Origin of the sequence: Streptomyces sp. NBC_00224 (assembly GCF_041435195.1) — a bacterium.
Lineage (GTDB): Bacteria > Actinomycetota > Actinomycetes > Streptomycetales > Streptomycetaceae > Streptomyces.
In genome coordinates this window covers 2,667,626-2,692,971 of record NZ_CP108106.1, presented here as the reverse complement: position 1 = coordinate 2,692,971, position 25,346 = coordinate 2,667,626, and the positions used below count along the sequence as shown (strand labels likewise).

The 25,346-nt window shown below is 73.4% G+C and carries 21 protein-coding genes; 3 read left to right on the top strand and 18 right to left on the bottom strand.

Annotation, left to right across the window (positions count from 1 at the left end; translation table 11 throughout):
- Positions 1-3 precede the first annotated feature (3 nt).
- From thpD to OG965_RS12010, 5 genes are all read right to left on the bottom strand, one after another.
- Complete coding sequence (gene thpD / locus OG965_RS12030) at positions 4-858, bottom strand: ectoine hydroxylase (RefSeq protein ID WP_371651961.1); 855 nt, start codon at positions 856-858, stop codon at positions 4-6.
- A 5-nt stretch (positions 859-863) separates the two neighbouring features.
- Positions 864-1,268, bottom strand: coding sequence for an ectoine synthase (locus tag OG965_RS12025; protein ID WP_371651960.1), 405 nt, complete (start codon positions 1,266-1,268; stop codon positions 864-866).
- Positions 1,269-1,300: 32 nt separating this feature from the next.
- Positions 1,301-2,575 carry a diaminobutyrate--2-oxoglutarate transaminase gene (gene ectB / locus OG965_RS12020; protein ID WP_371651959.1) on the bottom strand — a complete coding sequence of 425 codons (1,275 nt, stop codon included), beginning with the start codon at positions 2,573-2,575 and terminating at the stop codon, positions 1,301-1,303.
- Positions 2,572-3,081, bottom strand: a complete 510-nt coding sequence (gene ectA, locus OG965_RS12015) for a diaminobutyrate acetyltransferase (RefSeq protein WP_371651958.1) — start codon at positions 3,079-3,081, stop codon at positions 2,572-2,574. Before ectA ends, ectB begins: the two co-directional genes overlap by 4 nt.
- A gap of 291 nt (positions 3,082-3,372) precedes the next feature.
- A complete protein-coding gene (locus OG965_RS12010) occupies positions 3,373-4,470 on the bottom strand; it encodes an alanine--glyoxylate aminotransferase family protein (RefSeq protein WP_371651956.1) in 1,098 nt (365 codons plus the stop codon).
- A 111-nt stretch (positions 4,471-4,581) separates the two neighbouring features.
- On the opposite strand from OG965_RS12010, the gene OG965_RS12005 reads away from it, so the two are divergent.
- Positions 4,582-5,673 (top strand): amidohydrolase family protein, encoded by a 1,092-nt coding sequence (locus tag OG965_RS12005; protein ID WP_371651954.1) that lies wholly within the window; start codon positions 4,582-4,584, stop codon positions 5,671-5,673.
- Positions 5,674-6,010: 337 nt separating this feature from the next.
- Complete coding sequence (locus OG965_RS12000) at positions 6,011-6,904, top strand: SCO1860 family LAETG-anchored protein (RefSeq protein WP_371651952.1); 894 nt, start codon at positions 6,011-6,013, stop codon at positions 6,902-6,904.
- Between the two features lie 249 nt (positions 6,905-7,153).
- Here the strand turns inward: OG965_RS12000 and cobC are convergent, their stop codons facing one another.
- Genes cobC through cobM form a run of 6 tightly spaced genes read right to left on the bottom strand, consistent with a single transcriptional unit; the run spans position 7,154 to position 13,498 of the window.
- Positions 7,154-8,224, bottom strand: coding sequence for an Rv2231c family pyridoxal phosphate-dependent protein CobC (gene cobC, locus OG965_RS11995; RefSeq protein WP_371651950.1), 1,071 nt, complete (start codon positions 8,222-8,224; stop codon positions 7,154-7,156).
- Positions 8,196-9,107 carry a sirohydrochlorin chelatase gene (locus OG965_RS11990; protein ID WP_371651948.1) on the bottom strand — a complete coding sequence of 304 codons (912 nt, stop codon included), beginning with the start codon at positions 9,105-9,107 and terminating at the stop codon, positions 8,196-8,198. The genes cobC and OG965_RS11990 overlap by 29 nt, the downstream gene beginning before the upstream one ends.
- Positions 9,104-9,700: a precorrin-8X methylmutase gene (locus OG965_RS11985; protein ID WP_371651946.1), complete on the bottom strand. Its 597-nt coding sequence runs from the start codon at positions 9,698-9,700 to the stop codon at positions 9,104-9,106. Before OG965_RS11985 ends, OG965_RS11990 begins: the two co-directional genes overlap by 4 nt.
- Complete coding sequence (cobJ, locus tag OG965_RS11980) at positions 9,697-11,412, bottom strand: precorrin-3B C(17)-methyltransferase (protein WP_371651944.1); 1,716 nt, start codon at positions 11,410-11,412, stop codon at positions 9,697-9,699. Before cobJ ends, OG965_RS11985 begins: the two co-directional genes overlap by 4 nt.
- The gene (gene cbiE / locus OG965_RS11975) at positions 11,409-12,674 is read right to left on the bottom strand and encodes a precorrin-6y C5,15-methyltransferase (decarboxylating) subunit CbiE (RefSeq protein WP_371651942.1); all 1,266 of its coding nucleotides are present in this window, start codon (positions 12,672-12,674) and stop codon (positions 11,409-11,411) included. The genes cobJ and cbiE overlap by 4 nt, the downstream gene beginning before the upstream one ends.
- Positions 12,671-13,498 carry a precorrin-4 C(11)-methyltransferase gene (gene cobM / locus OG965_RS11970; protein ID WP_371651941.1) on the bottom strand — a complete coding sequence of 276 codons (828 nt, stop codon included), beginning with the start codon at positions 13,496-13,498 and terminating at the stop codon, positions 12,671-12,673. Before cobM ends, cbiE begins: the two co-directional genes overlap by 4 nt.
- A gap of 77 nt (positions 13,499-13,575) precedes the next feature.
- On the opposite strand from cobM, the gene OG965_RS11965 reads away from it, so the two are divergent.
- Positions 13,576-14,295, top strand: coding sequence for a ZIP family metal transporter (locus OG965_RS11965; RefSeq protein WP_371651939.1), 720 nt, complete (start codon positions 13,576-13,578; stop codon positions 14,293-14,295).
- A gap of 29 nt (positions 14,296-14,324) precedes the next feature.
- On the opposite strand, the gene cobI is transcribed toward OG965_RS11965, so the two are convergent.
- The 7 genes from cobI to OG965_RS11930 are packed head-to-tail and all read right to left on the bottom strand — an operon-like array spanning position 14,325 to position 25,343.
- Positions 14,325-15,071 (bottom strand): precorrin-2 C(20)-methyltransferase, encoded by a 747-nt coding sequence (cobI, locus tag OG965_RS11960; protein ID WP_371651937.1) that lies wholly within the window; start codon positions 15,069-15,071, stop codon positions 14,325-14,327.
- On the bottom strand, positions 15,068-16,663 hold the full coding sequence (locus OG965_RS11955) for a cobyrinate a,c-diamide synthase (RefSeq protein ID WP_371651935.1): 1,596 nt from the start codon (positions 16,661-16,663) through the stop codon (positions 15,068-15,070). Before OG965_RS11955 ends, cobI begins: the two co-directional genes overlap by 4 nt.
- On the bottom strand, positions 16,657-17,256 hold the full coding sequence (gene cobO / locus OG965_RS11950; RefSeq protein ID WP_190093646.1) for a cob(I)yrinic acid a,c-diamide adenosyltransferase: 600 nt from the start codon (positions 17,254-17,256) through the stop codon (positions 16,657-16,659). The genes OG965_RS11955 and cobO overlap by 7 nt, the downstream gene beginning before the upstream one ends.
- Entirely contained in the window at positions 17,256-19,262 is a 2,007-nt protein-coding gene (locus OG965_RS11945; RefSeq protein ID WP_371651932.1) for a putative cobaltochelatase, read from the bottom strand. The genes cobO and OG965_RS11945 overlap by 1 nt, the downstream gene beginning before the upstream one ends.
- On the bottom strand, positions 19,259-22,912 hold the full coding sequence (gene cobN, locus OG965_RS11940; RefSeq protein ID WP_371651930.1) for a cobaltochelatase subunit CobN: 3,654 nt from the start codon (positions 22,910-22,912) through the stop codon (positions 19,259-19,261). The genes OG965_RS11945 and cobN overlap by 4 nt, the downstream gene beginning before the upstream one ends.
- Positions 22,909-24,417 (bottom strand): cobyric acid synthase, encoded by a 1,509-nt coding sequence (locus OG965_RS11935; protein WP_371651928.1) that lies wholly within the window; start codon positions 24,415-24,417, stop codon positions 22,909-22,911. The genes cobN and OG965_RS11935 overlap by 4 nt, the downstream gene beginning before the upstream one ends.
- Positions 24,414-25,343: a cobalamin biosynthesis protein gene (locus tag OG965_RS11930; protein WP_371651926.1), complete on the bottom strand. Its 930-nt coding sequence runs from the start codon at positions 25,341-25,343 to the stop codon at positions 24,414-24,416. The genes OG965_RS11935 and OG965_RS11930 overlap by 4 nt, the downstream gene beginning before the upstream one ends.
- Positions 25,344-25,346: the final 3 nt, after the last annotated feature.

The following is a 25,346-nucleotide window of genomic DNA, read 5'->3' as shown; positions in this document are numbered from 1 at the left end:
CGGTCACCCCACCGGCGTGAAGTCCCTGGCGCCGATGAACTCCGGGCGGCGGATCGGGGCCGCGAACGGCTCGGCCGCCGCGTTCTCCACGCTGTTGAAGACGATGAAGACGTTGCTGCGCGGATACGGGGTGATGTTGTCCCCGGAGCCGTGCATGCAGTTGCAGTCGAACCAGGTCGCCGAGCCCGCGCGCCCGGTGAACAGCCGGATGCCGTGCCGGTCCGCCATCTTCGTCAGCGCCTCGTCGGACGGCGTGCCCGCGTCCTGCATCTGGAGCGACTTCTTGTAGTTGTCCTTCGGCGTGGCCCCGGCGCACCCCAGGAAGTCCCGGTGCGAACCGGGCATGATCATCAGGCCGCCGTTGGTGTCGTGGTTCTCGGTGAGCGCGATCGACACGGACACGGTCCGCATGTTCGGCAGACCGTCCTCCGCGTGCCAGGTCTCGAAGTCCGAGTGCCAGTAGAAGCCCGACGCCCCGAACCCCGGCTTCACGTTGATGCGCGACTGGTGGACGTACACGTCCGAGCCCAGGATCCGCCGGGCGGTGCCGACCACGCGCTCGTCGCGCACCAGACCCGCGAAGATCTCGCTCATCCGGTGCACCTCGAAGACCGAGCGCACCGACTGGGACTGCGGCTCGATGATCGACCGCTCGTCGGCGCGGACCGCCGGATCGGCGATCATCCGCTCCAACTCGCGCCGGTAGAAGGCCACTTCGTCGTCGGCCAGCAGCTGGTCGACGGTGAGGAAGCCGTCCTTCTCGTACGATTCGAGCCCGGCGGACGGCCCCCAGACGACGGGGTCCTGACGGGGGGTCACCACTTCGGTGGCGCCACGGGTGGGGTACAGGTCCTGCATAGAGATCAGCCCTCCTCGGGTTCGGTCAGCAGCGGGTAGACGCCGTTCTCGTCGTGGTCCTCCCGTCCGGTGACGGGCGGGTTGAAGACGCAGACGCAGCGGAAGTCGGTCTTGGGGCGCAGGGTGTGGCGCTCATGGCCGTTCAGCAGGTACATCGTGCCGGGCGCGATCCAGTGGGTCTCGCCGGTCTCGTGGTCGGTGAGCTCGGCCTCGCCCTCCACGCACAGCACCGCCTCGATGTGGTTGGCGTACCACATCGACGTCTCGGTGCCCGCGTACAGAACCGTCTCGTGCAGGGAGAAGCCGACCTTCTCCTTGGCGAGGACGATCCGCTTGCTCTCCCAGGTGCCGGAGGCGGCGCGGACATGGCGTTCGGTGTTCTCGATGTCCTTCAACGAGCGGACGATCACAGCGGGTTGCTCTCTTTCTTCGTGCGTACGGGTCAGACGGCCGTTTCGCGGACCGCGCGGGCGAGGGTGCGCAGCCCCTCGTCGAGCTCGTCCTGCGTGATCGTCAGCGGCGGGAGCAGCTTGGCGACCTCGCTCTGCGGGCCCGACGTCTCGACCAGCAGGCCGAGCTCGAAGGCGCGCCGCGCCACCGCGCCCGCCCGCGCCTTGTCGTGGAACTCGATGCCCCAGACCAGGCCGTGGCCCCGGTACTCCTTGATGTCGACCAGGTTCTCCTCGGTGATCGAGATCAGCGCCTGCTCGACCTGTTCGCCGCGGGCCCGGGTCTGCTTCTCCAGGGCGCCGCCGTCGGCCCAGTACGCCTCCAGGGCCGCGGTCGCGGTGACGAAGGCCGGGTTGTTGCCGCGGAACGTGCCGTTGTGCTCGCCCGGCTCCCACACGTCCAGCTCCGGCCGGAACAGGCAGAGCGACATGGGCAGTCCGTAGCCGCTGATCGACTTGGACAGGGTGACGATGTCCGGGGTGATGCCCGCCTCCTCGAACGAGAAGAACGCGCCGGTGCGCCCGCACCCCATCTGGATGTCGTCGACGATCAGGAGCATGTCCTGGCGCCGGCACAGGTCCGCGAGCGCGCGCAGCCACTCGGGGCGGGCCACGTTGATGCCGCCTTCGCCCTGCACGGTCTCCACGATCACGGCGGCGGGCTTGTTGAGCCCGGAGCCCTGGTCCTCCAGGAGCCGCTCGAACCACAGGAAGTCGGGGGTCTGCCCGTCCAGGTAGTTGTCGAACGGCATCGGCGTGCCGTGCACCAGCGGGATGCCGGCCCCGGCCCGCTTGAAGGCGTTGCCGGTGACGGCGAGCGAGCCGAGCGACATGCCGTGGAAGGCGTTGGTGAAGGAGACGATCGACTCGCGGCCCTTCACCTTCCGCGCCAGCTTCAGCGCCGCCTCGACGGCGTTGGTGCCGGTCGGGCCGGGGAACATCACCTTGTACGGCAGGTCGCGCGGGCGCAGGACCACGTTCTGGAAGGTCTCCAGGAACGTGCGTTTCGCGGTGGTCGCCATGTCCAGGCCGTGGGTGATGCCGTCGCGTTCCAGATAGTCGAGCAGGGCGCGTTTCAACACCGGGTTGTTGTGCCCGTAGTTGAGCGAACCGGCCCCGGCGAAGAAGTCGAGGTACTCGTGGCCGTCCTCGTCGGTGAGCCGGGCACCCTGGGCGCGGTCGAAGACGGCCGGCCAGCCGCGGCAGTAGCTGCGCACCTCCGACTCGACGGTCTCGAAGACGCTCAGTGCGGGCGGGGTGATGGTCACAGTCGTACTCCCAGGTCGATCCGGTAGAGGACTTCCGCCTGGTGCCCCTCGTCGGGGAACAGGCCGCTGTCGAAGAGGACTTCGCGGTGGGGCGCGGTGCCGCGTCGCTCGGCGAAGGCGATGAACAGCCGGTCGGAGGCGGTGTTGTCGGGGGTCACGGTGGTCTCGACGGAGCTGACCCCGTGCGAGTCGGCGACCTTCCCGGTCAGCGCTTCGAGCAGGGTGCCGGCGAGGCCCCGCCCCCGGTGCTCGCGGTCGACGGCGACCTGCCAGACGACGAGCGTCTCGGGCCGGGCGGGCCTGATGTATCCGGTGACGAAGGCGATCGGCTCACCGGTGGCGTCGCGCGCCACCACGGAGGTCGCGGCGAAGTCGCGGCACCAGAGCAGATAGCTGTACGAGGAGTTGAGGTCCAGGACTTGCGAATCGCGGGCGATACGCCAGATCGCGGCGCCGTCCTCGACGCGTGGGGTGTCGATATGGACAACGGTCTGTGCGGCGGTCATGCGGAGGGAATTTACCCAGCGGAAATCGAAATCGCATTCCCGGGAGGGGGTGTGCGCGGCGCGGGTCTGTGTTATCACGCGGGTACACGCGCAAGGCGTTTTGTCCGGTAATTCCGGGACAAAAAGGCACCCTTGTGGGGTCGATCACACCCGCCGGGGAGCCGCGAAAACCTTGTTGAGATCTTGCGTTTGAGATCAACAAGCCGGGGCAGAAGAAAACGGGAAGCTGCTCTGGATAAAGCGGCTTCCCGTTTACTGGAATTAATCTGCTATTTGTGTGCGGTAAAGGTGTTACCAGGTTTGTGAAACGGCCTTGCGGGCAGCTTCCGTATCGACCCGCCGGCCCGTCTCGCCCAGCGCCGCCCCCAGCGCCGCGAGCGAGCCCTGGACCGCACCCCGAGTGGCATCGGCGCCGTAGTGATTGACCCGGATCATCTCCTTCGCCAGCGCCCCGCCGCCTGCGATCAGCGGCAGCGCGGGATCGGCGGCCAGCGCCTTGGCGACCAGCTCGGAGGCGTCGACGCCCTCGGGCGTGCGCAGCGTCGTGGCCACCGGGGCCGCGTCCCGCGCCTCGTACACATAGGGCTCCAGACCGCCGCCGAGCGCCGAGGCGCCCGCCCGGGTCGCGGCCGCGGCCGACGCGTGCCGGGCCGTCACCGTGTCCAGACCCTCCGCCTCGATCCGCTCCACACACGCCTCCAGGGCCAGCATCTCCAGCTGCGCCGGGGCGTGCAGCAGCGCCTTGCGGCCGCCGTCGATCCAGCGCTCCCTCCAGTCGAGCAGCGACAGGTAGGAGCGGCGCGGGGCACGCGGGTTGGCGGCGATCCGGGCCCAGGCGCGCTCGCTCACCGACACCGCGGAGACGCCCGCCGGGCCGCCCATCGCCTTCTGCGCGCCGATCACGCACAGGTCCACGCCCCACGCGTCCGGCAGCAGCGGCTCGGCGGCCACCGAGGCGACCGCGTCCAGCATGAACAGCGCGCCGTGCCGGCGGACCACCTCGCCGATCTCCGCCACCGGGTTGGTGTTCCCGGTCGCCGCCTCCGCGTGCACCAGGGAGACGAAGTCGATCTCCGGGTGCTCGCTGAGCGCCCGGTCGATCTGCTCGGCGGACACCGCTGTGTGGAACGGCACCTCCAGGTCCACGACCTCGGCGCCGCAGTCCCGCAGCCAGTTGCCGAAGGTCTGGCCGTACGGGCCGGTCACCACGTTCAGGGCGGTGGAGCCCGGGTGCGCGGCGCCCCGGATGCAGCCCTCCAGCGGCAGCAGCGCCTCGCCCTGCATGATCACCACGTCCTGCTCGGTGGCGAGCAGCGCGGCCACCCGCCGCTCGATGGCCGCGAAGCGGCCGGCGGTCAGCGGGGCCAGGTCGAGGAACGGGTGCGTCACAGCGGTGCCTTCTTCACGTCATCGGGTGTGCTCGGTACTTCGGTGGGTGTATCCGCTGCTTCAGCGGGTGTGCCCGGTCGAGCCTACCCAGCGCCTCGTACAGTGCTGACCATGAGCGATCACGTGGTGCTGCATGTGAAGGGGCGGGTGCTCGTAGGTCCCGAGGAGGTGCGGGACGAACTGTGGGCGGTGGACGGCCGGATCACCTACGAGCGCCCGCCGGGTGCCGTGGACGCGGTCACGGTCACCGGCTGGGCGCTGCCCGGCCTGGTCGACGCGCACTGTCACGTCGGGCTCGACCAGCACGGCCCGGTCGACGACGAGACCAGCGAGAAGCAGGCCCTCCAGGACCGGGAGGCGGGCACCCTGCTGGTACGGGACGCGGGCTCGCCCTCCGACACCCGCTGGATCGACGACCGCGACGACCTGCCGAAGATCATCCGCGCGGGCCGCCACATCGCGCGCACCCGCCGCTACATCCGCAACTACGCCCACGAGATCGAGCCCGGCGACCTCGTCGCGTACGTGGCCCGCGAGGCGCGGCGCGGCGACGGCTGGGTCAAGCTGGTCGGGGACTGGATCGACCGCGAGGTGGGCGACCTGTCGCCGTGCTGGCCGCGCGGCGAGGTCGAGGCGGCGATCGCCGAGGCGCACCGGCTGGGCGCGCGGGTGACGGCCCACTGCTTCGCGGAGGACTCGCTGCGCGACCTGGTCGAGGCGGGTATCGACTGTGTCGAGCACGCCACCGGGCTGACCGAGGACACGATCCCGCTGTTCGCGGAGCGCGGCGTCGCCATCGTCCCGACGCTGGTCAACATCGCCACGTTCCCGCACCTCGCGGACGGCGGGGAGGCCAAGTTCCCGGTCTGGTCGGCCCATATGCGCCGACTGCACGCCCGCCGCTACGACACGGTCCGCGCGGCCCACGACGCCGGAATCCCGATCTTCGTCGGCACCGACGCGGGCGGCTCGATGGCGCACGGCCTGGTCGCGGCGGAGGTGGCGGAGCTGGTCAAGGCGGGCATCCCGCCGGTCGAGGCCCTCTCCGCCACGGCCTGGGGCGCCCGCACCTGGCTGGGCCGCCCGGTCCTGGAGGAGGGCGCCCCGGCGGACCTCGTGGTGTACGAGCAGGACCCCCGAGCGGACGTACGCGTACTGGCGTCGCCGAGCCGGATCGTGCTGAACGGGCGGATCGTGGGATGAGGGCGGGGAGTTGACGCGGAGGGTGACGGTCCGGGGGAGAGGCTCGTTGTAGCTGTTTCGGCGCGATGACGCGACCGCCCGCGCGGACCACCGGCGTACGCCGCGGGGAGGCGGATAGGGCGTCACGGGGGAACGCATACACGAGTCGGCTCGAACGGAAGGCCGCATCGACCTCCCTTGGGGTGAACTGACGCCAGGTGTACGCGAGTTCACTCTCCGTGCGTAAAGATTCCGGTGTCTCAAGTCACCGGCGCGCCCCTGGCTCACCCGAGCCCCACGAGTCCCCGTGGGCGGGCGCGGGGTGACGGCTCATGTCTCCCGTGGGGGTTCCACCACCTTGAACACCATCAACTTCCGCCTGCCCGTAAGCACTTCGGCCGCGCTGGCGCTGACGCTCGGCTCACTGGCCCTCGCGACGCCCGTCCCGGCGCACGCGACGGGCGGCGAGGGCAGGGCGAGCGCGGTAGTGCTGCGCACCGGCCTGGACGTCTCCCTGCTCAACAAGACCATCGAAGTCCCTCTGAAGACCACACTCAACGAGGCCCAGGCGCCGGCCGGTTCGCGTACGGCGGGGGAGACGGCGCTGGAGGTGAAGCTGGACGGCGTCGACAAGGGCCGGCCGGTCAGCGTCCTCAAGGCGGACGTGGCGACCGCGACGGCGACGGTGGCGGCGGACCGGGCGGAGGGCGCCACGCACCTGCTCCACGCCCGGCTGCACGTCCCCGGCCTCCCGCTGCTCTCCCTGGTCGAGGTCCAGGACGTCACCTCGAAGGCGGTCTGCACGGCGGGCGCCCGCCCGGTGGCGTCGTCCAACCTGCTGGGTGCGGTGACGGTACTGGGCAAGAAGCTGACCCTGACGACGGGCGGGACGACACGGGTGGCGGTGCCCGGGGTGGGCGAGGTGACCCTCGACCTGTCCTCGACCCGCACGACGTCCCGCACGGCGGCGGCGACGGCCCTGCGCCTACGGGTCTCGGTGAACCCGCTGAAGCTCAACGTGGCGGAGGTGGAGGGCGAGGTGACCCTGGCGGAGGCCACGTGCGAGTCCCCGACCGCGCGGCCCTCACGCGCGTCGAGCACGTCCGTACGCCCCCAGACGGTGTCGGCGGACCCGGAGCTCGCGGAGACGGGCGGGTCGTCGGGGACGCCGTACGTGATCGGCGGGGCGGTCGCGCTGCTGGCGGCGGGAGGGGTGGCGGTGGGGCGGGGCCGGCGGAGCCGGCGGGGCTGAGCGGGGGTTTGTCTGCGGGTTCGGTGGGGGCTGGTCGCGCAGTTCCCCGCGCCCCTGGATGCGCCCCTCCGGGCCGCCCAGGGGATTGCCGCGCAGCGGCATTCTCAGGGGCGCGGGGAACGGCGCGACCAGCCCAAGACGGCCCGCAGACGAACGGGGTCCGGGGCGCAGCCCCCGGGAGGAACCACCTCCACCCCCACCCACCCCCGGAGGGTTTAGGGGAGGGGCGGGGTGGGGGCTCGACCCGGGTCAGCCCGACGTCAGCGTCAGTGCCTGGTCCAGTGCCTGGAGGAACCGGTTCGTGGTCGCCCGGTCCCGGACCGCCAGACGCAGCCACTCCGGGCCCAGGCCCGGGAACGTGTCGCCGCGCCGGGCAAGGAACCCCAGCCCACGAAGCCGCGCCCGCACCGCCTCGGCCCCCGCCGTGCGGACCAGCACGAACGGCCCCTCCGCCGCCCCCACCACCCGTATCTCCTCGAACTCCCCGAGCCCCGCCACCAGATGCGCCCGGTCCGCGGCGAGGCGGTGCGCCGCCTCCTCCGCCTCCGCCAGCGCCCGGGGCGACACACACGCCTCCGCCGCCACCAGGGCGGGCGTGGAGACGGGCCACAGCGGCTGGGCCCGCGACAGGGCGGACACCACGGAAGGATCAGCCAGCACATAGCCGATCCGCAGCCCCGCGAGCCCCCACGTTTTGGTGAGGCTGCGCAGGACCACCAGGCCCGGCACATCCGTCCGGCCCGCCAGCCCCTCCCGCTCGCCGGGCACCGCGTCCATGAACGCCTCGTCCACGACCAGCGTCCGCCCGGGCCTGGCCAGCGCGGCCAGCACCCCACGGGGGTGCAGCACCGACGTGGGGTTCGTCGGGTTGCCGACCACCACGAGGTCCGCCTCCGACGGCACCGTCGCCGGGTCGAGCCGGAACCCGTCCTCCGGGCGCAGCAGGACCCGGCGGACCTCGTGCCCCGCGTCCCGCAGCGCCGCCTCCGGCTCGGTGAACTGCGGGTGCACCACCACGGGGTGCCGGAACGAAAGCGCCCGCGCCAGCAGGACGAACGCCTCCGCCGCCCCCGCCGTGAGCAGCACCCGCTCCACGGGCAGCCCGTGCCGCCCCGCGACCGCCGCCCGCGCCGCCCGCCCGTCGGGGTAGGCGGCGAGACCGGTCAGCGACGCGGCGATCCGCTCCCGCAGCCAGTCCGGGGGAGTACCCGCCCGTACGTTGACCGCCAGATCGGTCAGACCGTCGCCGGCGTCACGGACCTCGGCGTCCCCGTGGTGGCGCAGATCGTGCTCAGTGATGTGCGTGCGCATGGCTGCCATGGTGGTGATGATGGTGGCCGTCGTCGTCCGGGTGGAAGTGCGGCTGCTGGGGCAGTCCCACCTTGTCCTCGAAACCGGGCAGCGCGATCCGGTAGACGCAGGAGTCGCAGTTCATCCGCAGATCCCCCTTCACCGCCTCCTCGTACCGCTCCATGACCAGCGCGTGCAGCTCCTCGGCCGCCCCGATGACGTCGGCGGAACGGACGTCGAGGCCGGGGTGCGCCGCCGCCCACTCCTCGGTCTGCTGCCGCACCCGGTCCGGCAGGATGCCGGTGAACAGGAAGTACGGCAGGACCACGATCCGCCGGGCGCCCAGCTTCTCGCAGCGCTCCAGGCCCGCCGGCACGTCCGGCGCCGCCAGCGACACGAACGCCGTCTCCACGCCCGCGTAACCGCGCCCTTCCCAGAACAGCCGGGCCGCCTTGTGCACCTCGGAGTTGGCGTCCGGGTCGGTCGAGCCCCGGCCGACCAGGAGGACCGTCACCTCCGAGCGGTCGAGGTCGCCGATGACCTCGTCGACCCGGCGCTCCAGGACCGCGAGCAGCGACGGGTGCGGGCCGAGCGGGCGCCCGTACGTGTAGGAGATGCCGGGGTGGCGCTCCTTCTCGCGGGTGAGCGCGGCCGGGATGTCGCCCTTGGCGTGCCCGGCCGACACCAGCATCAGGGGCACGGCGGCGAACCGCTTGACGCCCTGCTCCACCAGCGAGGTCACGGCCTCGCCCAGCGGCGGTGGCGACAGCTCGATGAAGCCGCCCGCGACGGGCAGCTCGGGGTTGCGGCGGCCGAGCTCCTCGACGAACGCGCGGAACGCCTCGGCCCCGGCGTCGTCCCGGGTGCCGTGCCCGGCGATGAGCAGTGCGGGCTTGGTCTGGGGGGTGGTCACGGGTTCTCCTTGGAGAGGGGGTGGTACAGAAGGGCGTTGAGCGCGGCGGAGGCCACCGCCGAGCCGCCCTTCTCGGAAACGTTGCTGACGGCGGGCAGGCCGCTCTCGCGCAGCGCCTGCTTGGACTCGACGGCTCCGACGAAGCCGACCGGAAGGCCGATCACCAGCGCGGGCGCGGTGTCGAGGGTGAGGAGTTCTTCGAGCGCGGTGGGCGCGTTGCCGATCACCCAGAGCGCGCCGGGTCCCACCTCCTCGTACGCGAGCCGGATGGCGTGCGCCGAACGCGTGAGCCCGGGGCCGGACTCGGCGTCCCGCAGACGGCAGACGGTCTCGCGCCGGGTGATCCCGGCCGCGACCATCTCCACATCGGTGACGACCGGCGCCCCGGCGTGCAGCGCCGCGTGCGCCTTCGCCAGCGACTCCTCGTCGCAGACGAGGTCTGTGGCGTAGCCGAGGTCGGCGGCGGAGTGGACGACCCGCTCCACCACGGCCCTGGTGAGCGGCGCGAAGTGCGAGGTGTCGAGGCGGGCGCGCATCCGCCGGTACGACTCCACCTCGATCGGGTGGACCGTACGCTCCCAGGGCCTGCTCACTCGGCCCCCTCGGCGGTCGCGGACTGCCACCGGTAGCCGCGCGGGGTCACCATGCGGCCGGCGATCTCGCGGGTGGCCGTGTTGCCCACGGTCACGACCGTCATCATGTCCACGGTCGCCGGATCCAGCGTGCCGAGCGTGGTCAGCCGGCTGCTCTCGTCGGGGCGCGAGGCGTTGCGCACCACGCCGACCGGGGTGTGCGGGGCGCGGTGCTCGGCGAGGATGCCGAGCGCCTTGGGCAGCTGCCAGTCGCGGCCCCGGCTGCGCGGGTTGTAGAAGGTGACCACGATGTCCGCCTCGGCGGCCGCGCGCACCCGGCGCTCGATCACCTCCCACGGCGTGTGCAGGTCCGAGAGCGAGATGGAGACGTGGTCGTGCCCCAGCGGCGCGCCCAGGATCGCCGCGGCGGCCAGCGCGGCCGTCACGCCCGGGACGCCGACCACCTCGATGTCGTCGGCGGCCTCGGCGAGCGCGGGCGACGCCATCGCGTACACCCCCGCGTCACCCGATCCGATCAGCGCGACCGCGTGCCCCTCGCGCGCCTGGGCGACGGCGGTACGGGCCCGCTCCTCCTCGGCGCCGAGCCCCGACTCCAGGACCGTGGTGCCGGGCCGCAGCAGATCGCGGATCTGGTCCACATACTGGTCGAGCCCGACGAGCACCGAGGCCCGGCGCAGCTCGTCCTTGGCGCGCGGGGTGAGCAGGTCCCGGGCACCGGGCCCGAGCCCGACGACCGCGAGCCGCCCGCGCGGGGCGCGCCGCACGACCGCGCAGGTGGCCATCGCGGCCCGCCCCTCGGGGCTCGACTTCCGCTTCGGCACGAGGAGTTCACCGCCGCCCGCGAGCGCGGCGGCCTCCGCGACGGAGGGCGTCCCCACGGCGTCCAGAGGCGCGTCGGAAGGGTTCGGCACCTCGATACGGGAGAGCTCCTGCGCGCTGTACGTGGTGAGCGGCACCCCGAGCCGGGAGGCCGCCTCGACGATCCCCGGCTCCTCGGACTTGGCGTCCACGGTGGCGAGTTCGGCCACGCTGAGGAGGCTGAGCCCCGCGCCCCGGATCGCGTCCTCGACGAGCCCGAGCACCTCGTCGACGGGCGCGCCCTTGGAGGCGCCGACCCCGACGACGAGCGACTTGGGGCGCAACACGGCCTCGCCCGCGCCGAGTTCGAGAAGACGGTCGGTCAGGTGGAGGGTGGCGACCGCGTCCTCGGCGGCCGGGGTCACGTTCGGGGGCAGCGCCGGCAGCGGCCACACCCCGTCCGCCCGCAGCGCCACCGGCGAGCCGTCCAGGACCGCCCGGGACACCGCCGCCACCGCGCCCTCCACCGGCAGGCCCAGCGTGTCCAGGCCCGGGACGCCCACCGCGTCCGTCGCCGTGGTCACCACCGGCGTACAGCCGAGGACTTCGGCCACCTCGGCGGCCAGCGCGTTGGCGCCGCCCCCGTGGCCCCCGAGCAGCGAGACGGCGAAGCGCCCGCCCTCGTCCACGCAGACCACACCCGGGTCGGACGCCTTGTCCGCGAGGAGCGGCGCGAGCAGCCGGACCGTGGCGCCCGTGGCGAGGAAGCACACCAGCGCGTCGCACTCCGCGAAGGCCCGCTCCACGGCCTCCCGCACGGGTCCTTCGTACACCCGGACCCGGCCGGGCCAGGCCGCGGCCAGCCGGTCGCGGGCTACGGCGCCCGCCGCCGTGGCGGAGATCAGGCCGATCACTGAACAGCTCCTTCGACAACCGATACAGGTGCGGGGCGGTCGCCCCACAGCAGGAAGACGGGGTTGGTGGCGGCGAGCCGGGTCACGTCCCCGGGCAGCGGCGCGAGCCGCGACGACTGCAACAGGACGCCGTCGGTCTCCAGACCGGCCCCGGCCAGCGCCGCCCGCACCGCCGGAACGCGGTCCAGCGCGGCCAGCGCCACCACGACCGAGCGCCGGGCCCGCCGGGCGCACGCGGTCACGATCGCGGGCAGCTCGCGGCCGCCCCCGCCGATGAACACCGCGTCCGGATCCGCGAGATCCGACAGGACCGTGGGCGCCGCGCCGTGCACCACCCGTACGTCCACACCGTGCGCCGCCGCGTTGGCCCGGACGTGCTCGCAGCCCTCGGCGGTCTTCTCGACCGCGACCGCCGCCGCCCCGAACCGGGCGCACTCCACGGCCACCGAGCCCGACCCGGCCCCTATGTCCCAGACCAGATCGCCGAGGCGCGGCCCGAGCCGGGCCAGCGCAAGCGCCCGCACCTCGGCCTTGGTGATCATCGAGTCGCGATGGGCGAACGCGCTCTCGTCCAGCGCCCAGCGGTCGGGCGTGGCCCGGCCGCCCGCGACCGTGCGTACCGGCGAGAGCGCCTTCTCCTCGTCCAGACAGACGATCACGCTGACCGCGTCCCACTCCCGGGCGGCGGCCTCGGCCGGGCTCACCCGCACCAGCCGCTCCCGCTCCGGGTCGCCGAGCGCCGACGCCACCACCAGGAGCCGCTCGGGCGCCCGGCGGGCGAGCTCGGCGCCCAGCTCGGCGGGCCCGGCACCGGGCCCGGTCAGCACGGCGGTCTTGGGGTGCGCCCGGCACACGTTGGCGGCCGTCCGCAGGTCCCGCCCGTGCGCGCTGACCACCAGCGCGTCGTCCCAGGGCAGCCCCAGCCGGGCGAAGGCGACCGCCACCGACGCGGTCCCCGGCCGTACGTCCAGCTCCTGCGGCCCGAACCGCTCGGCCAGCGCCCGTACGATCCCGAAGAACCCGGGATCCCCGGAGGCCAGCACCACGGCCCGGCCACCGCGCTCGTGGTGCTCGGCGACGGCGTCTAGGGCGGGCGCCAGCGGGCCGAGCACCACCTGCTTGGCCTGCGGCGGGAGTTCGGCCGCGGCTTCGGCCGCCGCCAGATGGCGGGCGGCGCCGGTGACCAGCGTGGCCTCGGCCAGCGCCGCCAGGGCGTCCGGTGCCAGCGGCGCCCCCGTCCCCGTACCGATGACGGTGATCATGACGGGGTGCGCTCCGCCTTCTCGGCCTTCAGCGCGCGGCGGGCCGCCGGGTCCGCCCGGCGGAAGCCGTGGAAGTGACCCGGGTGGTAGAGGTGCGAGCGGGTGCCGGAGGCCGAGAGGGCCGGGCCGACCAGGAAGAGCGTGTGCTTCCAGAGCTTGTGCTCCTTGACCGTCTCCTCCAGCGTCTCGATCGTGCAGCGCAGCACCAGCTCCTCGGGCCAGGTCGCCTGGTACGCGATGACGACCGGGGTCGAGGTCGGGTAGCCGCCCTCCAGCAGCTCCTCCACCAGCTGGCCCGAGCGGGCGGCGGACAGGAAGACCGCCATCGTGGTGCCGTGCCGGGCGAACTCGCGGACCTCCTCGCCGGGCGGCATCGGCGTCTTGCCGCCGCCCAGGCGCGTGAGGATGACGGACTGGGCTATCTCCGGGATGGTCAGCTCGCGCTGGGCGATCGCGGCGACCGCCGAGAACGACGAGACACCCGGGATGACCTCGACCTCCAGGCCGAGCCCCGCCACCCGGTCGAGCTGCTCCTGGGTGCCGCCCCACAGCGCCGGGTCGCCGGAGTGGATACGGGCGACCTTCAGCCCTTCCCGGGCGGCCCGCTCGTACACCCCGACGACCTCCTCCAGGGACATCGCCGCCGAGTCCAGGATCTCGGCGCCTTCGCGCGCGTGGTCCAGGACCTCGGCCTGCACCAGGCTCGCGGCCCAGATGACCACGTCGGCCTCGGCGATCGCCCGGGCGGCGCGGAACGTCAGCAGATCGGCGGCGCCGGGGCCGGCGCCGACGACGGTCAGCCTGCCGGTGGGGGCATCGGCCATGGGAGGGGTCCTCTCGTACGTCACACAGTCGGTAAAGCGAAATGCGCGGGGGTGGGTCAGTCGGTTAGCAAGGGCGCATGGCAGTGCTCGTGGCGCTCGGCGCGTTCCTGATGACACTGGTCGGCGGCTGGACGGCCCAGCGCGTCACCGACCGGCGCCATCTCGTGCTGGGTCTGGCGGGCGGGCTGATGCTCGGCGTGGTCGGACTCGACCTGCTGCCGGAGGCGATGGAGGCGGCGGGCGACGACGTCTTCGGCGTACCGGCCGCGCTGCTTCTGTTCGTCGGCGGCTTCCTCCTCGCCCACCTGGTGGAACGCGTCCTCGCGGTGCGCAGGGCGGCCCATGGGGGAGAGAAGAGAGTGCCGCAGGTGGGTCTGACGGCCGCCGCGGCGATGGTCGGCCACAGCCTGATGGACGGCATCGCGATCGGCGCGGCCTTCCAGGTGGGCGGCGGCATGGGCGCGGCCGTGGCGGTCGCCGTGATCACGCACGACTTCGCCGACGGCTTCAACACCTACACGATCACCAGCCTGTACGGGAACGAGAAGCGCAAGGCCGTCGCCATGCTGATCGCGGACGCGCTCGCCCCGATGGTCGGCGCCGCCTCGACGCTGCTGTTCACTCTTCCGGCCGAGTTGCTCGGAAGCTATCTGGGCTTCTTCGGCGGGGTGCTGCTCTATCTGGCCGCCGCCGAGATCCTGCCCGAGGCCCACCACGACCACCCGGCGCTCTCGACGCTGCTGTTCACGGTCGGCGGGGTGGCCTTCATCTGGCTGGTGGTGGGGCTCGCGGGGTGAGCCCACCGCGTACGGAGCCCTGGGCGCTGTCACAGCTTGCCGCCGCGCCCGCCCTCGCGCCGCGCGGGCGCGATGAGCGTCGAGAGGTAGGGCAGCGTGCCGCCGTCGAGCTCCGCGGCCGGGCGGATGAACTCCTCGTCCAGGCCGAGCGCCGAGCCCCACACCGCGTCGTCGATCCGCCCGGTCGCCCGCAGCGCCGCCGCCACCTCACCGGCCTGGCGCCCGAACTTGTACGCCACCACCGTCCCCGGCCCCTCAAGCGCGTCCTTGAGCACGGTCGCCCCGGCCGTGACGGGGACGAGGGTGAGCGGCTCGGTCCCCTCCGTGAGCACGGCGCCCGAACGCGCGGCGAGGTCCTGCATCGCGGTGATCCCGGGCACGGTCACGATCTCCGTCCCCGGCACCAGCTCGGTGATGGTCTGGGCGAGATACGTGAACGTCGAATACACATTGGGGTCGCCGATGGTCGCGAAGGCCACCGAGTCGTGCGCGCGCAGCAGCTCGGCGACCGCCTCGCCCGCCGCGTCCCAGGCGGCCTCGCGCCGTCCCCGGTCGGAGCGCTCGTTGAGCGCGAAGACGACCCGGACGACCTTCTCCCGGTCCGCGTAGTGCAGGACGGTCGCCTCGGCGCGGCCGGGCTCGCCGCCGTCCTGCCCGTCGGCCGCGGCCATCACGGGCACCACGACGACATCGGCCTCCCGAAGGGCCCGTACGCCCTTCACGGTCACCAGCTCCGGGTCACCGGGTCCCACTCCGACTCCGACAAGCTTGCTCATGGAGTGCACCTTTCGACGAACCGACGGGCGATGGCGGGCCGGGCGGCCCAGTGCGTGTGCAGATAGCTCGCGTGCACGCCCTGCTGTACGAAACCTTCGACCCGGCGCTCCGGGTGCACCAGACCCCACGCGGGCGCGGGCCCCGCCCCCGGGTCGAGGACGGTCCGGTGGAACTCGTGTCCACGCAGCCTCGCGCCGGCGGGAGCCAGACAGCTGTCCCCGACCGCGACGGCCTCCCGGTACCCGAGCGTGAGCCGCTCCGACATCCGGGCGTCGGCGTCCAGGACCCCGCACATCGGCTGCCCGTCGAGCGACCGCGCCAGATAGAGCAGCCCGGCGCACTCGGCGGCGACGGCCGCGCCGGACCGCGCGAGCTCGCCGACGGCTTTACGCAGCGGCTCATTGGCGCTGAGCTCCGAGGCGTACACCTCGGGGAACCCGCCGCCGATCACCAACCCGGCGGTGTCGGGGGGCAGTTGCTCGTCCCTGAGCGGGTCGAACACGACGACGTCCGCCCCGGCGGCGGAGAGCAGCTCGGCGTGCTCGGCGTACGAGAAGGTGAAGGCGGGGCCGCCGGCGAGGGCGACGACGGGGTGGCCCGGGGTTCGTCTGCGGGTCGGGTGGGGGCTGGTCGCGCAGTTCCCCGCGCCCCTGAAGGCACCTCCAGCCTCTCCGGCGTGCAAGGAGCGGGGCTCGGGCACATTCAGCCCCTCCGGCGTTTGAGGAGCGGGGTCCGGGGCGGAGCCCCGAAAGTGGGGTGCAGGGGCCGCAGGCCCCGCCAGGGGGTCCGGGGGCGTAGCCCCCGGGAGACCACCTTTACCCCCACCCACCCCCGGAGGGTTGAGGGAAGGGGCGGGGTGGGGAAACATCCCCGCCGGGTCCCACGGCTCGCAGCCGAGCGTCGGCGCAGACCGGGCCAGCGCCAGCAGAGCCGCCAGGTCGCACCCCCGCCGCACCTGCTCCCCCATCGCCGCGACAGCGGCCACCGCGTCGGCCCGCCGCTCGGCGACCGGCACGAGCCCGAGGTGCCGCGACGGCGTCGACACGGGGGCGGCGCGCCGCAGGGCCCCGAGCACCGGCACCCCGGACTCGTCCAGCGCCGACCGCAGCAGCTCCTCGTGCCGCTCCGACGCCACCTTGTTGAGGATCACGCCGCCGATCCGCACCCGGGGATCCCAGGACGCGAACCCGTGCACCAGTGCCGCCACCGACCGCGACTGCGAGGACGCGTCGACGACCAGCACCACCGGCGCCCGCAGCAGCTTCGCCACCTGCGCGGTGGAGGCGAGCTCACCGAGCCCCGCCGCCCCGTCGTACAGCCCCATCACGCCCTCGACCACCGCGACGTCGCACCCCCGCGCGCCGTGCGCGAACAGGGGAGCGATCAGCTCCTCGCCGCACAGATACGCGTCGAGGTTGCGCCCGGGGCGCCCCGTGGCCAGGGCGTGGTAGCCGGGGTCGATGTAGTCGGGGCCGACCTTGTGCGGGGACACGGTCAGCCCGGTCGCGGCGAGCGCGGCCATCAGGCCCGTCGCGACCGTGGTCTTCCCGCTGCCCGACGAGGGGGCCGCGATGACGAGACGTGCTACCACTCGATGCCCCGCTGCCCCTTCTGACCGGCGTCCATCGGGTGCTTGACCTTGGACATGTCGGTCACCAGATCCGCGAAGTCCACCAGCTTCTCCGGTGCGTTGCGCCCCGTGATCACCACGTGCTGGGTGCCCGGGCGGTCCCGCAGCACCGCGATGACCTCGTCCGTGTCCACCCATCCCCAGTGCATGGGGTACGCGAACTCGTCGAGCACGTACAGCTTGTACGTCTCGGCCGCCAGATCCCGCTTGACCTGCTCCCAGCCCTCGCGAGCCTTGTCCTCGTTATCCAGCTGCTCGTCGCGCTGGACCCACGACCACCCCTCGCCCATCTTGTGCCAGTCGACGCTCCCACCCTCGCCGGAGGCGCCCAGCACCTTCAGTGCGTTCTCCTCGCCGACCTTCCACTTCGCCGACTTGACGAACTGGAACACCCCGATCGGCCAGCCCTGGTTCCAGGCCCGCAGCGCGAGCCCGAACGCGGCCGTCGACTTGCCCTTGCCGATGCCCGTGTGCACCACGACCAGCGGCCGGTTACGCCTCTGACGGGTCGTCAGTCCGTCCTCGGGCACCACGCTCGGCTGTCCCTGCGGCATCAGGCGGCCCTCCTCGAAGTCCCTTGAACGTCCTTGACCAGACCGGCGATCGAGTCGGCCCGCAGCTCGTCGAGCGTCACCGCCGGGCCGCCCAGCTCCCGCGCCAGCTCGGCCGCGAGCCCGAGGCGCACCGCGCCCGCCTCGCAGTCCACGACCACCGAAGCGACCCCTTCGGCGGCGAACAGCCGGGCCGACCGGCCCGCGAGCGCCACCGGGTCCACGCCACCGGTGGCCCGTCCGTCCGTCACCACCACGAGCAGCGGCCGCCGCGACGGATCCCGCATCCGCTCCACGCGCAGCACGTCGTGCGCCTTGAGCAGCCCGGCCGCGAGCGGGGTGCGCCCGCCCGTCGGCAGCGTCTCCAGGCGGACCGCCGCCGCGTCCACCGACGACGTCGGCGGCAGGGCCACCTCCGCGTCCTTGCCCCGGAAGGTGACCAGACCGACCTTGTCCCGCCGCTGATACGCGTCGAGCAGCAGCGAGAGCACCGCGCCCTTGACCGCGCCCATCCGCTGCCGGGCCGCCATCGAGCCGGAGGCGTCGACGACGAAGAGCACCAGGTTGCCCTCGCGGCCCTCCCGGGTCGCCTGGCGCAGATCGTCGCGCCGGACGACCAGGCCGCGCCCCGAGCGCCCGCGCGCCCGCTGGTGCGGCGCGGCCGCCTGGACGGTCGCCGCCAAGTGCAGCTTGGTGAGGGCGCCTTGGGGGCGGCGGGCCCCGGTCGTGCGCCCGTGCGCCGTGCGGGCCCGCGAGCGGCGCCCGGCCGCGCCCTCGCCGAGCCCCGGCACGCTCAGCATCTTCGTACGGAACGGCTCGCCCGCCCGTACGGCCTGCTGCTCTCCCGCGCCGGACGTCTGCGGCTCGCCGCCCTCGCCCGCCTCGGGGCGCGCGGGGGTGTCCCCGGCGCCCGCGTCCGGCGTCGGGCCGCCGTCCTGCGGAGGCTGCCCGCCCCCGCCGCCCGGCCCGTCCGGATCCGGGTCGTCGTCCTCGCCCTGGTCGCCGAACTCCTGGAGGGTGTCGTCGAGCTTGTCCTCGTCGAGGCCCGGGGCGTCGAACGGGTTGCGCCGGCGCCGGTGGGGCAGCGCGAGGAGTGCCGCCTGCCGGACGTCCTCGGCGAGCACGTCCGTACGCCCCGCCCAGGCGGCCAGCGCCGTGGCGGTACGCGCCATCACGATGTCGGCCCGCATGCCGTCGACCTCGAAGGCCGCGCAGGTCGCGGCGATCTGCCGGAGCGCGGCGTCGCCGAGGCGCACCTCGGGCAGCAGCGCACGCGCCGCGACGATCCGCGCCCGTACGGAGCTCTCCTCGTCGTCCCAGCGCGCGGCGAACGCGGCGGGCGCGTCGTCGTAGGCGAGCCTGCGGCGGACCACCTCGACGCGCTGGTCCGGCTCCCGGGACGCCTTCACCTCGACGGTCAGCCCGAACCGGTCCAGCAACTGCGGCCGCAGCTCCCCCTCTTCGGGGTTCATGGTCCCCACCAGCAGGAAGCGCGCGGCGTGCCGTACGGAGACGCCTTCGCGCTCCACGTACGAGGCGCCCATGGCGGCGGCGTCGAGCAGCAGGTCGACCAGGTGGTCGTGGAGGAGGTTGACCTCGTCGACGTACAGGATCCCGCGGTGGGCGTGGGCAAGCAGACCGGGCTCGAAGGCCTTCACGCCCTCGGCGAGCGCCCGCTCGATGTCGAGCGCGCCCACGAGGCGGTCCTCGGACGCGCCGACCGGCAGCTCCACCATCCGCGCGGCCCGGGCCGCCCCGGTCCCGGCCTCGTGCGGCCCGTCGGGGCATGCCGGATCGGGCGCCGTCGGCTCACAGGAGAACCGGCATCCCGCTATCACGTCGACCTCGGGCAGCAGCGCCGAGAGCGCCCGCACGGCGGTCGACTTGGCGGTGCCCTTCTCGCCCCGGACGAGGACGCCGCCGACCGCGGGGCTGACCGCGTTCAGCAGGAGGGCCAGGCGCAGATCGTCCTGACCGACGATCGCGGTGAACGGATAAGGCGTGCTCATGCGTCGTCACCCTCCAGGTCGCCCTCAAGCTGCAGATAGGTCGCGCGGAGCTGCTCCAGCGTCTCCGCGTCCGGTTCGGCCCACAGGCCGCGGTCGGCCGCTTCCAGCAGCCGTTCCGTGATGCCGCGCAGCGCCCAGGGGTTGGACTTCTTCATGAAGTCCCGGTTCGTCTCGTCGAACACGTACTCCGCGCTGAGCTTCTCGTACATCCAGTCGTCGACCACGCCCGCCGTCGCGTCGTAGCCGAAGAGGTAGTCGACGGTCGCCGCCATCTCGAAGGCACCCTTGTAGCCGTGCCGCCGCATCGCCGCCATCCAGCGCGGGTTGACCACGCGCGCGCGGAAGACGCGGTGGGTCTCTTCGCCCAGGGTGCGGGTCTTGACCTGGTCCGGGGTGGCCGAGTCGCCCACGTACGCCTCGGGGGACTCGCCCGTCAGATGGCGGACCATGGCGACCATGCCGCCGTGGTACTGGAAGTAGTCGTCGGCGTCGACCAGGTCGTGCTCGCGGGTGTCGACGTTCTTCGCGGCCACCGCGATCCGGCGGAACGCCGTCTCCATGTCGCCCCGTGCCGCGCGCCCGTCGAGCCCGCGCCCGTACGCATAGCCGCCCCACACCGCGTAGACCTCGGCCAGGTCCGCGTCCGAGCGCCAGTTGCGCGCGTCGATCAGCGGCAGCAGGCCCGCCCCGTACGCCCCCGGCTTGGAGCCGAAGATACGGGCCGTGGCGCGGCGGCGGTCGCCGTGCTCGGCGGTGTCCTCGTCGGCGTGCGCCCGTACATAGTTGGAGTCGGCCGGCTCGTCCAGCTCCGCCACCGTCCGCACCGCGTCGTCGATCAGGCCGACCACGTGCGGGAACGCGTCCCGGAAGAAGCCGGAGATGCGGACGGTCACATCGATGCGGGGGCGGCCCAGCTCCGCGGCCGGGACCACCTCGAAGCCGGTGACGCGCCGCGACGCGTCGTCCCACACCGGGCGGCAGCCGAGCAGCGCCAGGATCTCGGCGATGTCGTCGCCCTGGGTGCGCATCGCGGAGGTGCCCCAGACCGTGAGGCCCACGGACTTGGGGTACTCGCCGTTGTCCGCGAGGTAGCGCTGCAGCAGCGAGTCCGCCAGCGACTGGCCGACCTCCCAACTCAGCCTGGACGGGATGGCCTTGGGGTCGACGGAGTAGAAGTTGCGGCCGGTCGGCAGGACGTTGACCAGGCCCCGGGTGGGGGAGCCGGACGGGCCCGCCGGGACGTAGCCGCCGTCGAGCGCCCGCAGGATGTGGGTGATCTCGTCCGTCGTACGCGCCAGGCGCGGCACCACTTCGCGGCAGGCGAAGTCGAGGACCGCGATGGCCGGGGCGAGTTCGGTGCGCAGGACCTCGGCCACCAGCGGGCCGCACGCGGCCGCGTCCCAGCCGCGCTCCTCCATGCCCTCCGCCAGGCGGCGGCACAGCTGCTCCAGGAGGTCGATGGTGTCGGCCGCCGTACGGGCAGGGCCCTCGACCAAGTCCGTGAGCTCCACCGGCACCTTCACCGGTGTGCCCGGCTCGGCGAGCAGTTCCTTCTCCACGAGGCCGAAGTGCTCGGCCAGCGAGGCGCGCAGACCGGGCAGCGCGTTGGCCTGGCCGCCCCACACCTGGGAGGCGCGCAGCACCGCGAGCACCAGGTTGACCCGGGGCTCGGCCTCGGGGCCGCCGCCGAGGATGTGGAGGCCGTCGCGGATCTGGACGTCCTTGATCTCGCAGAGATAGCCGTCGATGTGCATGACGAACTCGTCGAAGTCGCCGTCGTCCGGCTGCTCGGCGATGTGCAGGTCGTGGTGGAGCTCGGCGGCCTTCACCAGCGTCCAGATCTGGGCCCGCACGGCCGGGGCCTTCGTCGGGTCGAGGTCGCTCACCAGCGCGTACTCGTCGAGGAGTTGCTCCAGCTTGGCCAGGTCGCCGTACGTGTCGGCGCGGGCCATCGGCGGGACCAGGTGGTCCACGACCGTGGCGTGGCCGCGCCGCTTGGCCTGGGTGCCCTCGCCCGGGTCGTTGACGATGAACGGGTAGACCAGCGGCAGCTCGCCCAGGACCGCGTCCGGGCCGCAGCCGGAGGACAGGCCGAGGCCCTTGCCGGGCAGCCACTCCATGGTGCCGTGCTTGCCCATGTGGACGATCGCGTCGGCGCCGAAACTGTTCTCCAGCCAGCGGTAGGCGGCCATGTAGTGGTGCGACGGAGGCATGTCGGGGTCGTGGTAGATCGCGATGGGGTTCTCGCCGAAGCCGCGCGGCGGCTGGATCATCACGACGACGTTGCCGAACTGGAGGGAGGCGAGCACGATCTCGTCGCCGTCCACGTACAACTGGCCCGGGGGCTCGCCCCAGTGCTCCAGCATGCTGTCGCGCAGCTCCGGCTCCAGCTTCTCGAACCAGGCGCGGTAGTCGGCGAGCGGCACGCGCGCGGGGGCGGCCGCCAGCTGCTCCTCGGTGAGCCACTCCACGTCGTGGCCGCCCGCGTTGATCAGGCGGTGGATCAGCTCGTCGCCGTTGTCCGGGTGGCCCTCCACCACGTAACCGGCGTCGCGCAGCGCGTCCAGGACGCGCACGGCGGAGGCGGGCGTGTCCAGGCCCACCGCGTTGCCGACGCGGGAGTGCTTGGTCGGGTACGCGGTGAAGACCAGGGCCAGCTTCTTCTCCGCGTTCGGCTTGTGCTTCAGCCGGGCGTGGCGCACCGCGATTCCGGCGACCCGGGAGGCCCGCTCGGGGTCGGCGACATAGACCGGCACGTCGTCCGGGCCCTGCTCCTTGAAGGAGAAGGGGACGGTGATCAGTCGGCCGTCGAACTCGGGGATGGCGACCTGCATCGCCGCGTCCATGGGGGAGAGCGCGGCGTCCGAGGCCTCCCACGCCGCCTTGGACGAGGTGAGGCAGAGCCCTTGCAGCACCGGGACGTTCAGGTCGGCCAGGGCGCCGATGTCCCACGCCTCCTCGTCGCCGCCCGCGCTGGCCTGCGAGGCGGTGGTGCCGCCCGCCGCCAGGACGGTGGCGATCAGCGCGTCCGCCCGGCCCAGCGTCTCGTACAGCGCGGGCTCGGCGCCGCGCAGCGAACCCACGTACACCGCAAGGGCGTTGGCGCCCCGGGCCTCGATGCGGTCGCAGAGGACGTCGACGAAGGCGGTGTTGCCGGAGAGCTCGTGGGCGCGGTAGAAGAGCACGCCCACCGTGGGGCGCCCCTCCACGTACGCGCGCGTGCCGTGCACGCCCCACTCCGGCATCTTCTCCGGCTCGGCGAAGCCCACGCCGGTCAGGAGCACGGTGTCGGAGAGGAACCGGGACAGCTCCACCAGGTTGCCCGGTCCGCCCTCGACCAGATAGCGCAGGGCCTCGGCGACCACACCGGCCGGGACCGACGACTCGGCCATCAGCTCCGCGTCCGGCACGGACTCGCCGCCGAGCAGCACCGTCGGGATGCCGGACGCCTTCAGCGCCGCAAGCCCGTCCTCCCAGGCGCGCTTGCCGCCCAGCAGGCGCACGACGGCCACGGACGCGCCCTCGATCAGCGCGGGCAGCTCATCGGCCACATCGATACGGGTCGGGTTGCCGATCCGGAAGGGCGCCCCGGAGGCCCGGGCCGCCAGCAGATCCGTGTCGGCGGTCGACAACAACAGCACAGTGCTCATGCGGGTGCTCCAGGTGCGATGAAGGGAAGTCCGGCGGGCGCGCCCTGCTCGATGAGCCGCATGAGCGCGTCCGTGTCCGCGTGTTCTTCGATGAGGTCGCCGAGGCGGTCCAGCTGCTCTTCGCGCAGCGCGCCGAACGACGTGTCGGGGGCGGGCACGAAACGCCGTCCTGCGGCGCTCGCGACCAGCTCCAGGAACCGTCGCCTGAATCCGTCGCTCTCAAGTGACCCGTGCCAGTGCGTGCCCCAGACCGCCCCGACCCGGCATCCGTCCAAGAAGGCTTCCCCGCCAAGAACTTCGGCGACCCCGTGGTGGATCTCGTATCCCTCCACGTGCTCGCCCAGCGCCTCGCCGGTCGGCCGTGCAAGTGTCTTCTCGGCCGCGAACCGCACCCGTACGGGCAGCAGTCCGAGCCCCGCCACGGAACCCGCCCGTGACTCGACCTCGTCCTCGATGTGCTCTGAGAGCACCTGGTACCCGCCGCAGATCCCCAGCACCGGGCGCCCCTCGGCCGCCCTGCGCGCCAGCTCCCGCGCCAGCCCCCGTTCCCTCAGCCATTCCAACGCCCGGACCGTGCCCCGGGTTCCCGGCACGACCACCAGATCCGCGTCGGCCAGCTCCTCCGGCCGGTCCACGAACCGTACGATCACGCCCGGTTCGGCGGCGAGCGCGTCCACGTCCGTGAAGTTGGACATCAGCGGGACGGCGCAGACCGCGACCCGCAGCACGTCCTCGCCCACCGGCGGCGCCACCACGGATTCGCGCACGGCGCCGCGCAGCGACACGCGAAGGCCGTCCTCCTCGTCGATGCCGAGCCCGTGCGCGAACGGCAGGATCCCGTACGTGTGGCGCCCGGTGAGCCCGCGCAGCATGTCGATGCCGGGTTCGAGGAGCGAGACGTCGCCGCGGAACTTGTTGACGATGTACCCGGCGACCAGGGCCTGGTCCTCGGGGCTCAGCAGCGCCGTCGTACCGAAGAACGAGGCGAACACCCCGCCCCGGTCGATGTCGCCGACCACCACCACCGGCAGCTTCGCGGCGCGCGCGATGCCCATGTTGACGATGTCCGTGCGCCGCAGGTTGATCTCGGCCGGACTGCCCGCCCCCTCGCAGATCACGGCGTCATATGTGCCCCGCAGCCGCTCCAGACAGTCCACGACGGTGCCGAGAAGCGCTTCCTGGCGTCCGCCGTGGTAGCCGCTGGCGCTCAGTTCGCCCACCGGCTTGCCCATCAGTACGACCTGGCTCGACCGGTCGCTCCCCGGCTTGAGCAGCACGGGGTTCATCAGCGCGGACGGCTCGACGCGCGCCGCCTGCGCCTGCATCGCCTGCGCCCGCCCGATCTCGGCGCCCTCGCGCGTGACGAACGAGTTGAGGGACATGTTCTGTCCCTTGAACGGCGCGACCTTCACGCCCTGGCGCACCAGCCACCGGCAGATCCCCGCGGTGACGACGCTCTTCCCCGCGTCCGATGTGGTGCCCGCGACCAGCAGTCCGCCGCTCATGTACGTACCTTCCTCACCGCGATCGCCACACCCAGCGCCAGCCAGCCCACCCGGCGCGACAGCCGCACCGCCCGCTCGATGTCCGGGACCTCCACCGCCCGGCCGCCCCCGTTCAGGACGGGCCGGTGCTCGACACGGCCGCCGTACGAGAGGGTGCCGCCCAGCCGTACGCCCAGCGCGCCCGCGAACGACGCCTCGACGGGGCCGGCGTTGGGGCTCGGGTGCTTGCGGGCGTCGTCCCGCCACGCGCGCGTGGCGGAGCGCGGCGCGCCCCCGGCGGCCACCGCCAGCGCGGCGGTGAGCCGGGCGCCCGGCCAGCCCGCCACGTCGTCCAGCCGCGCCGAGGCCCAGCCGTACCGCAGATGGCGCGGCGAGCGGTGGCCGACCATCGCGTCCAGCGTGTTGACCGCGCGGAACGCGACCAGGCCCGGCACCCCCGCGAGCGCCCCCCACACCAGCGCGCCCACCACGGCGTCCGAGGTGTTCTCGGCGACGGACTCGACGACCGCGCGCGCGATGCCGGGCGCGTCAAGGGACTGCGGGTCGCGCCCGCACAGGTGCGGCAGGCGCGCGCGGGCCGCCTCGACGTCCCCGGCCTCCAGCGCCTCGCCGATCGCGCGGGCCTCCCGGCCCAGCGAAGTGCCTCCCACGACGGCCCAGGTGGCGGCGGCGGTCAGCGCGACGGACGCGGCGGGAAGCTTCCGTACCGCGCGCGTGGCGAGCAGCGCGGCGCCCGCGGCGCCTCCGGCGCACACGGCGGTGTGCAGCGCGCCCCAGCCCCGGTGGTCGCGCCACAGCGCGCGCTCCACGGCGGCCGCGGCACGGCCGAACGCGGCGACCGGGTGCCCGCGGCGGGGGTCGCCGAGGAGGAGGTCGCCGAGGAGACCGGCGGTGGCGCCGTACGCGAAAGTGCGATCGGCACGCATGGG

Coding starts and splice junctions, on each gene's coding strand:
- thpD (WP_371651961.1), bottom strand. CDS start 858: ATGCAGGACCTGTACCCCACCCGTGGCGCCACCGAAGTGGTGACCCCC.
- ectA (WP_371651958.1), bottom strand. CDS start 3,081: ATGACCGCCGCACAGACCGTTGTCCATATCGACACCCCACGCGTCGAG.
- OG965_RS12005 (WP_371651954.1), top strand. CDS start 4,582: ATGAGCGATCACGTGGTGCTGCATGTGAAGGGGCGGGTGCTCGTAGGT.
- cobC (WP_371651950.1), bottom strand. CDS start 8,224: ATGGCAGCCATGCGCACGCACATCACTGAGCACGATCTGCGCCACCAC.
- cbiE (WP_371651942.1), bottom strand. CDS start 12,674: ATGATCACCGTCATCGGTACGGGGACGGGGGCGCCGCTGGCACCGGAC.
- cobM (WP_371651941.1), bottom strand. CDS start 13,498: ATGGCCGATGCCCCCACCGGCAGGCTGACCGTCGTCGGCGCCGGCCCC.
- OG965_RS11965 (WP_371651939.1), top strand. CDS start 13,576: ATGGCAGTGCTCGTGGCGCTCGGCGCGTTCCTGATGACACTGGTCGGC.
- cobI (WP_371651937.1), bottom strand. CDS start 15,071: ATGAGCAAGCTTGTCGGAGTCGGAGTGGGACCCGGTGACCCGGAGCTG.
- cobO (WP_190093646.1), bottom strand. CDS start 17,256: ATGCCGCAGGGACAGCCGAGCGTGGTGCCCGAGGACGGACTGACGACC.
- OG965_RS11945 (WP_371651932.1), bottom strand. CDS start 19,262: ATGAGCACGCCTTATCCGTTCACCGCGATCGTCGGTCAGGACGATCTG.
- cobN (WP_371651930.1), bottom strand. CDS start 22,912: ATGAGCACTGTGCTGTTGTTGTCGACCGCCGACACGGATCTGCTGGCG.
- OG965_RS11935 (WP_371651928.1), bottom strand. CDS start 24,417: ATGAGCGGCGGACTGCTGGTCGCGGGCACCACATCGGACGCGGGGAAG.
- OG965_RS11930 (WP_371651926.1), bottom strand. CDS start 25,343: ATGCGTGCCGATCGCACTTTCGCGTACGGCGCCACCGCCGGTCTCCTC.